This window comes from Achromobacter sp. DMS1 (assembly GCF_001270295.1).
In genome coordinates this window covers 1-7,550 of the sequence record NZ_LHSJ01000206.1, presented here as the reverse complement: position 1 = coordinate 7,550, position 7,550 = coordinate 1, and the positions used below count along the sequence as shown (strand labels likewise).

The window sequence follows — 7,550 nt, the reverse complement described above, 5'->3', positions numbered from 1 at the left end:
TCCATGCCGCTGTATGCCGCGCCCTTCTCTCCCGCGCTGTTCTGGGACGGGCGCGCCGCGAGCCTGCAGGAGCAGGTGCTGGGGCCGATCCACGATGCGCGCGAGATGAACCACGACGCCGCCGGCGCGGTTGCGCGGCTGCGCGACACCCCGCCGTATCCGGCCGAGTTCCTGCGCGCCTTCGGCGACGCCGGGCCCACGCAGTCGCCTGTGACGGCCGACCGCCTGGCCCGCGCCCTGGCCGCCTATGTCGCCACGCTGCGGCCGGAACGCACAGCCTTCGACGCATTCCTGGACGGACGGCGCGACGCGCTGGACGACGCCCAATTGCTGGGCCTGCATCTGTTCCGCACCAAGGCGCGATGCATGAACTGCCACAACGGGCCGCTGCTGACGGACAACGGTTTCCACAACATCGGCCTGTCTTTCTACGGACGCCGCAACCAGGACCTGGGCCGCTACGAAGTGACGCGGGACCCCCGGGACCTGGGCAAGTTCCGCACGCCCAGCCTGCGCAATGTGTCGCGCGCAGGGCCCTGGATGCACAACGGCCTGTTCGGCGACCTGAAGGGCCTGCTGCGCATGTACAACGCGGGCATGGGCCGCGAGACGCCGCCGGCGGATCCGCCCGACCCGTATGCGCCGGTAAAGTCGCCCCACATCCGGCGGCTCGATCTCACGCCGGAGGAAATCGACGCGCTGCTGGCGTTCCTCGAGGCGCTGTAGACAATAGAACGCCGCCCATGCCGGGCGGCGTTTGTGGTGCCGGAAAGCCGTCCCGGAACGGATCAGGAGTACGGGCGGTCGCGCAGGCGCGCGTGGGCGTCCACTACCGTGTCGATGATTTCGCGCAGAATGGTTTCGGCCAGGGCGGGCGGAACGCCGGCCTCTTCGGCCAGGCGGCGGATGCGCGCCACCTGGTGGGCCTCGCGCTTCGGATCGACCAGGTCGAGCCCGTGGGTGTGCTTGATTTCGCCGAGCTGGTCGGTGCAGCGGAACCGCACCCCCAGCAGCAGGATGATCTGCTGGTCGATTTCGTCGATTTCGGCGCGCAATGCCGCCAGGTCCGCGCTGTAAGACGCATGATTCGCCATGTCGTGCCCCGAGTGTGGCTCAGCCCTGAATGATTTCCAGCTTGGCGATGCCCAGCGCCAAGGTCTTGGCGCCCACGTCGCGGAACTGGATCTGGGCCTGGGCGTCCTGCCCGGCGCCGCTCAGCCCGATGATGGTGCCGTCTCCGAAGCGCGCGTGGCGCACGCCCTGCCCTACACGATACTGCTTATCGCCCACGGTGACGCCGCTGGTCGCGCTGCGCGCTTGACGCGGCGCAATCGTATTGGTGGGCCGGCGTCCGAACGCATCGGCGCGCTGGCCTGCCCAGGCCGCCTGCTGCGGGCCGCCGTGGCCCGCGCCCGCCCGGGGGCTGAGCCATTTCAGGTGCTGCTCGGGGATTTCCTCCAGGAAGCGCGAGCGCATGGCGTAGCGGGTCTGGCCGTGCAGCATGCGGCTTTGCGCCAGGGTGATGTACAGCCGTTCGCGGGCCCGCGTGATGGCCACGTACATCAGGCGGCGTTCTTCTTCCAGGCCCGAGGGTTCGAGAATGCTGTTCTCGTGCGGGAACAGCCCCTCTTCCAGGCCGGTGATGAAGACGTTGTTGAACTCCAGGCCCTTGGCGGCATGCACGGTCATGAGCTGCACCGCGTCCTGGCCCTGCTGGGCCTGGTTGTCGCCGGCTTCCAGCGCCGCGTGCGACAGGAAAGCCGCCAGCGGCGTCATGGCGTCGGGAACCAGGGCTGGCGCATCGACCACGCCCGGCATCAGCGTGGACGAGGTGTCGTGCTCGGGCACCACGCCCGCGGGCAGGCCGTCGTAGTTTTCCTCGGAAGCGAACACCGCCGCGGCCGTGATCAGTTCGTTCAGGTTCTCCAGGCGCTCCGCGCCCTCGCGCTCGGATTCGTAGTGCGCCTTGAGGCCGCTGGCCTCGAGCATGTGCTCCACCATTTCCGGCAGCGGCAGGTCGCGGGTTTCCGCGATGAGCCGGTTGATGAGCTGGGCGAACTGCGCCAGATTGGAGCCCCCCTTGCCGCCCACCCGGCCCACCGCCGAATACAGGCTGCCATTGTCGGCGCGCGCCGCGTCGGCAAGCTGCTCCAGGGTGCGCGCGCCGATGCCGCGCGTGGGGAAATTGACCACGCGCATCCAGGACGTGTCGTCGTGCGGATTGGCCATGAGCCGCAGGTAGGCCAGCGCGTGCTTGATTTCCTGGCGCTCGAAAAAGCGCAGGCCGCCGTACACCTTGTAGGGAATGCCGGCCGAGAAAATGGCGTGCTCGAGCACGCGCGACTGTGCGTTGCTGCGGTACAGCACGGCGATTTCGCGGCGGTCGCTGCCCTCGTGGATGAGCGAGCGGATCTCGTCCACCACCCACTGCGCCTCCATGGCGTCGGAAGGCAGCTCCATGACGCGCACCGGCTCGCCCTCGCCCTGCTCGGTCCAGAGGTTCTTGCCCAGCCGGCCGGTGTTATGGCCGATGAGCGCGTTGGCCGAGTCCAGGATGTGGCCGTAGGAACGGTAGTTCTGCTCCAGGCGGATGACCGTGCCGTGGGCGTACTCGCGCTCGAAGTCGGCCATGTTGCCGACGTTGGCGCCTCGGAAAGCGTAGATGGACTGGTCGTCGTCGCCCACCGCGAAGATGGCGGCGCCGCCGCCCGCCAGCAGGCGCAGCCACTTGTACTGCAGCGTGTTCGTGTCCTGGAACTCGTCGACCAGGATGTGGCGGAAGCGGCGCTGGTAGTGCTCGCGCACCGGCGCGTTGCGCGACAGCAGTTCGTAGGCGCGCAGCAGCAGCTCGGCGAAATCGACCACGCCCTCGCGCTGGCACTGGGCCTCGTAGAGCTGGTAGACCTCGATGAGGCGGCGGCGGTGCGCGTCGTAGGCTTCCACGTCGGCCGGCCGCAGGCCCTCTTCCTTGGCGCCGTTGATGAAGCGCTGCACGTCGCGCGGCGGGTACTTCTCGTCGTCGACGCCGTTGGCCTTCATGAGCCGCTTGATGGCGGCGAGCTGGTCGGTGACGTCGAGAATCTGGAAGCTCTGCGGCAGGCCGGCATCGCGGTGGTGCGCGCGCAGCATGCGGTTGCACAGGCCGTGGAAGGTGCCGATCCAGAGTCCGCGCGTGTCGATCGGCAGCATGGCCGACATGCGGGCGAGCATTTCGCGCGCCGCCTTGTTGGTGAACGTGACCGCCAGGAGCCCAAAAGGCGAAGCCTGGCCGGTTTGAATCAGCCAGGCCATCCGGGTGGTGAGCACCCGGGTCTTGCCGCTGCCCGCCCCGGCCAGGACCAGGGCGTGCTGCGGTTCGAGGGTTACTGCGGCGCGTTGTTCAGGGTTGAGCTGCTCTAGCATCATGCCGCATAGCGGCGCAGGCGTTGCGCGAACTGCTCGAGACCGTCGATGCCGCTTTGCTGGGCACGCTGGCACCAGGCTTGCAGGTCATGCAGCAACTGTTCGCTGCTGGCGCTGGAGCTTTCCCAGATGCGTCCCAGCTCGCGGCGCATCTGCACCAGCGTGGAAAGCGCCTTGTTCTGGGCAATGGCCTGGTCCACGGCCTCGCGCTGCTCGGGCTGGAGGATGTCTTCGTTGCGGTGCAGGGCGCGGCGCACGCTGTAAAGCTTGCGCCAGCCGCTGTCGGCCGTGTCCTTGCTGGAAGCCTTCAGACGGGCCAGTTCCTGGCGGGCGGCGCGCTTCATGACGTCGGCGTAGCGGGCCATGACTTCGTAGCGGTGGGTGATCACGCCCTGCAGGGTGCGCAGGTCGATGCCCGTGCGGGAGTCGTCGAGCTTGAGCTTGGGCGCGACCTTCTTGACCTTGGCCAGGCCCAGGAACTTCAGCACGCTGATGTAGCACCAGCCCAGGTCGAATTCGTACCACTTGGCCGAGAACTTGGCCGAGGTGCCGTGGGCGTGGTGGTTGTTGTGCAGCTCTTCGCCGCCGATGATGATGCCCCACGGGAACACGTTGGTGCTGGTGTCCGGGCTGTTGTAGTTGCGGTAGCCCCAGTAGTGGCCGATGCCGTTCACCACGCCGGCCGCCCAGAACGGGATCCAGGCCATCTGCACGGCCCAGACCGTGAGGCCGATGGCGCCGAACAGGGCGATGTCGATGGCGAGCATGATGAGCACGCCCAGCAGGCTGTGCTTGCTGTAGATGTTGCGCTCGAGCCAGTCGTCGGGCGTGCCGTGGCCGAACTTGGCCATGGTTTCCTTGTTGGCCGATTCCTGGCGGTACAGCTCGGCCCCGCGGAACAGCACCTTCCAGATGCCGAACAGCATGGGCGAGTGGGGATCGCCGTCTTTTTCGCACTTGGCGTGATGCTTGCGATGGATGGCCACCCATTCCTTGGTGACCATGCCGGTCGTCATCCAGAGCCAGAACCGGAAGAAATGCATGACGGCGGGATGCAGATCCAGCCCCCGGTGCGCCTGGCTGCGATGGAGGAATACCGTCACCGAGATGATGGTGATGTGCGTCATCACGAGCGTGTAGACGACGATTTGCCACCAGCTGGCTTTGGTCAGGCCGTCGGCAAAGAAGGAGAGGATGTAATCCATAAAGCTGTTGTGAGCCTCGCTAGAAGAGTGGCTGAAGTTTAGCTTACCTTGAATCGCTTATGACATCGCGGTTTCAAAATAGTAATTGAGGGAAATCAAGCACTAAGCCGGACTTTTGACCACGAAACGCCCTGCTTGCCCGCAAGGCGGGCAAGCAGGGCCGCCCGGCGCGGCCCCGTTATTCGGGAAATGATGCGTCCCGGTTTACGGTTGGCGCCGCGCGCCCAGGCTGGCCAGGTGCCGGGTCTGCTGCTGGCAATCGATCCAGGCCACGCCCTGCGCCTGCAGGAACCGCACCAGATAGGCCAGCGCGATCTTGGAGGCGTTGGGCACGCGGGTGAACATGGATTCGCCGAAAAACATGCGTCCCAGGCTGATGCCGTAGAGCCCGCCGGCCAGTTCGCCGTCGATCCAGGTTTCTATGCTGTGCACGAAGCCCGCCTCGTGCCATTGGCGGTACGCCTGCTGCATGGCGGCCGTGATCCAGGTGCCGGGCTGTCCCTCGCGGGGGGAGGCGCATTGCGCCATGACTTCCGCAAAGGCGGTGTCGACCCGGACCCGCACGCGCGGAGCCTCATGTTCATGGCGCGCGATCTGGCGCAGCAGCTTGCGCAGCGAGTGAGATGGTGCGAAGTCCCGGCAGGCCAGCACCATGCGCGGATCGGGACTCCACCACAGTATCGGTTCGCCCTCCGAGTACCAGGGAAAGATGCCGTTGGAATACGCCTGCGCGAGGCGGCGCGGCGAAAGATCGGCTCCCGCGGCGAGCAGGCCGTCCGGGTCGCGCAGCGCTGTGTAGGCTGGCGGGAAAGGCGTGTCTGCGGCGAGCCAGGGCAGCTTCAACGGTGCGATTCGAGCGTGTAGTGATGAGGGCCGAACATGCCGCGCTTGCGGTCTTCGAAAAAGTGCCGCAGCGTGGTGACGACGGTGCGGAACGCCAGGTCGTCCCAGGGGATTTCCGCTTCGTCGTAGTAGCGGGCTTCCAGGCTCTCGGGCCCGGGGTCCAGTTCGGGGCCGGCGGCGTGCGCGAGATAGAACACGTGCACCTGTTCTATCTGCGGCACGTCGATGATGGTGTAGATCTCGCCCAGCCGCACGCGCGCGCCCGATTCCTCGAGGGTTTCGCGGGCCGCGCCCTGCGCGGTGCTTTCGCCCAGCTCCATGAAGCCCGCCGGCAGCGTCCAGGTGTTGTAGCGGGGCTCGATGGCGCGGCGGCACAGCAGCACGCGGTCTTGCCACACCGGCACGGTGCCCACCACCAGGCGCGGATTCTGGTAATGGATGGCGCCGCAATGGTCGCAGATGTCGCGTTCGCGGTTGTCGCCTTCCGGCACGCGCCGGCTGACCGGCGAGCCGCACTGACTGCAGAAATTGGCGCGGCGCGGCGCGGGAAAATAGACGAGAGGCGGTTTGTCGGTCATGGGCACGATTCTAACGGGTGCGGCGCGGCCCTGCGCGATCCTCGGACGAGCGCCGAAGCGGCGCTCCAGGTGCTCCACGAAGGACCGCACTTTGGGGGACAGAAACCGCCGGTGCGGGTACACCGCGTACATCGAAATCTCGGTGTGGGCGTAGTCTTCCAGCAGCGCGACCAGGCGCCCGGCGCGCAGGTCTGCGCCGATCAGGAATTCCGGCTGCAAGATGATGCCGTGGCCGGCCAGGGCCGCCGTGCGCAGCACGTCTCCGTTGTTCGCGCGCAGGGCCGCGTTCACGCGCACCAGGTGGCTGATCCCGTCTTTCTCGAAGCGCCATTCGTTGCCGGTGCTGGCATAGGCATAGTGCAGGCAGCGGTGCCGTTTCAGGTCTTCGGGAACCCGCGGCGCGCCGTGGCGCTCGATGTAGCCGGGCGAAGCGCACACGTGCAGCCGCTGCGGCGCCAGCGGCCGCGCCACCAGGGACGAGTCCAGCAGCGGCCCGATGCGCACCGCCACGTCGTAGCCGTCTTCCACCAGGTCCACCACCCGGTCGTTGAGATCCAGGTCGATAGTGACTTCGGGATATTGCTGCAGGTACTCCGCGATGGCCGGTCCCAGGTGCAGGATGCCGAAGGACACAGGCGCGCTTACCCGCAGCCGGCCGCTGGGCGTGCTGCCCTGCGCCTGCAGCGCCAGTTCCAGGTCGGCCACTTCGGCGAGGATGGGGCGCACGCGCTCGTAGAAAGCCTGTCCGGCATCGGTCAGGCTGAGCTTGCGCGTGGTCCGGTTGAGCAGGCGCACGCCGTACCGGTGCTCCAGGTGCGCGATCTGGCGCGTCACCACCGAGCGGGCGAGGTCCAGTTTGTCCGCCGCCGCGGCGAAAGACCCCAGTTCCACGACCTTGGCAAAGGTCTGCATGGCGGCATGCGTATCCACGATTATTTCCCGAACAGGAACAATAATTTGCGATTTTGCATCTTTATCGCCTTTTCCGGAATGGGAAGAATAGCGCCGAGACGGCTCCCGCGTGGGCGGCGAGTCCTATCCCGTATCCGATACAGAGGTTGTTCATGATCGATTCCCGCACCGCTCCGTACGCCGCCCTGCTTTTGCGCCTGGCGCTGGGCGTCATGTACCTGGCCCACGGCCTGACCAAGCTGCTGGTTTTCACGCTGCCCGGCACGGCCGGGTTCTTCGGCCAGATCGGCTTTCCCTCCTGGCTGGCCTATCCGGTAACGTTCTTCGAGATCGGGGCGGGCGCGCTGCTGATCCTGGGCGTCGCGCCGCGCTGGGTGGCCGCCGTAGGGGCTGTGCAGCTGTTCGTGGCCGCCACCGTGCACTTCGGCAATGGCTGGGGCTTCGGCAACCCCGGCGGCGGCTGGGAGTATCCGGTCTTCCTGGCGGTAGCGGCGCTCGCGCTGGCCTTGCTGGGCGACGGCAAGCTGGCGCTCGCCTGCCTAGGGGTGCGCGATCCGGATGCCCGCGGCTTGCGCGGGCGGAGTCATTCCGGGGGGGGCGCGGGGTCGGC

The 7,550-nt window shown here is 67.2% G+C and carries 6 protein-coding genes and 2 pseudogenes; 2 read left to right on the top strand and 6 right to left on the bottom strand.

The window, feature by feature from the left end; genetic code table 11:
* Nucleotides 1–726: cytochrome-c peroxidase (locus AD428_RS19700; protein ID WP_304438957.1), on the top strand; the 726-nt coding region annotated here is incomplete at its 5' end.
* Nucleotides 727–788: 62 nt separating this feature from the next.
* Here the strand turns inward: AD428_RS19700 and AD428_RS19695 are convergent.
* The 6 genes and pseudogenes from AD428_RS19695 to AD428_RS19670 form a co-directional block, all read right to left on the bottom strand.
* Nucleotides 789–1,094 (bottom strand): chorismate mutase, encoded by a 306-nt coding sequence (locus tag AD428_RS19695; RefSeq protein WP_053246306.1) that lies wholly within the window; start codon nucleotides 1,092–1,094, stop codon nucleotides 789–791.
* Nucleotides 1,095–1,113: 19 nt separating this feature from the next.
* Nucleotides 1,114–3,405: a UvrD-helicase domain-containing protein gene (locus AD428_RS19690; RefSeq protein WP_053246305.1), complete on the bottom strand. Its 2,292-nt coding sequence runs from the start codon at nucleotides 3,403–3,405 to the stop codon at nucleotides 1,114–1,116.
* Complete coding sequence (locus AD428_RS19685; RefSeq protein WP_053245960.1) at nucleotides 3,402–4,607, bottom strand: DesA family fatty acid desaturase; 1,206 nt, start codon at nucleotides 4,605–4,607, stop codon at nucleotides 3,402–3,404. The genes AD428_RS19690 and AD428_RS19685 overlap by 4 nt, the downstream gene beginning before the upstream one ends.
* Before the next feature lie 207 nt (nucleotides 4,608–4,814).
* A pseudogene (gene aat, locus AD428_RS19680) lies at nucleotides 4,815–5,450 on the bottom strand (leucyl/phenylalanyl-tRNA--protein transferase); the annotation flags it as partial.
* Nucleotides 5,447–6,028: an NUDIX hydrolase gene (locus AD428_RS19675; RefSeq protein ID WP_053245217.1), complete on the bottom strand. Its 582-nt coding sequence runs from the start codon at nucleotides 6,026–6,028 to the stop codon at nucleotides 5,447–5,449. The gene AD428_RS19675 and the pseudogene aat, both read right to left, overlap by 4 nt.
* A gap of 21 nt (nucleotides 6,029–6,049) precedes the next feature.
* Nucleotides 6,050–6,940: pseudogene (locus tag AD428_RS19670) on the bottom strand (LysR family transcriptional regulator); the annotation flags it as partial.
* Nucleotides 6,941–7,092: 152 nt separating this feature from the next.
* On the opposite strand from AD428_RS19670, the gene AD428_RS19665 reads away from it, so the two are divergent.
* Nucleotides 7,093–7,550 (top strand): DoxX family protein (locus AD428_RS19665; RefSeq protein WP_152968158.1); only part of this gene is annotated, 458 nt, incomplete at its 3' end.

Bases quoted from the DNA above. Each gene is read 5' to 3' on its own strand.
- AD428_RS19695 (WP_053246306.1), bottom strand. From the start codon at position 1,094: ATGGCGAATCATGCGTCTTACAGCGCGGACCTGGCGGCATTGCGCGCC.
- AD428_RS19690 (WP_053246305.1), bottom strand. From the start codon at position 3,405: ATGATGCTAGAGCAGCTCAACCCTGAACAACGCGCCGCAGTAACCCTC.
- AD428_RS19685 (WP_053245960.1), bottom strand. From the start codon at position 4,607: ATGGATTACATCCTCTCCTTCTTTGCCGACGGCCTGACCAAAGCCAGC.
- AD428_RS19675 (WP_053245217.1), bottom strand. From the start codon at position 6,028: ATGACCGACAAACCGCCTCTCGTCTATTTTCCCGCGCCGCGCCGCGCC.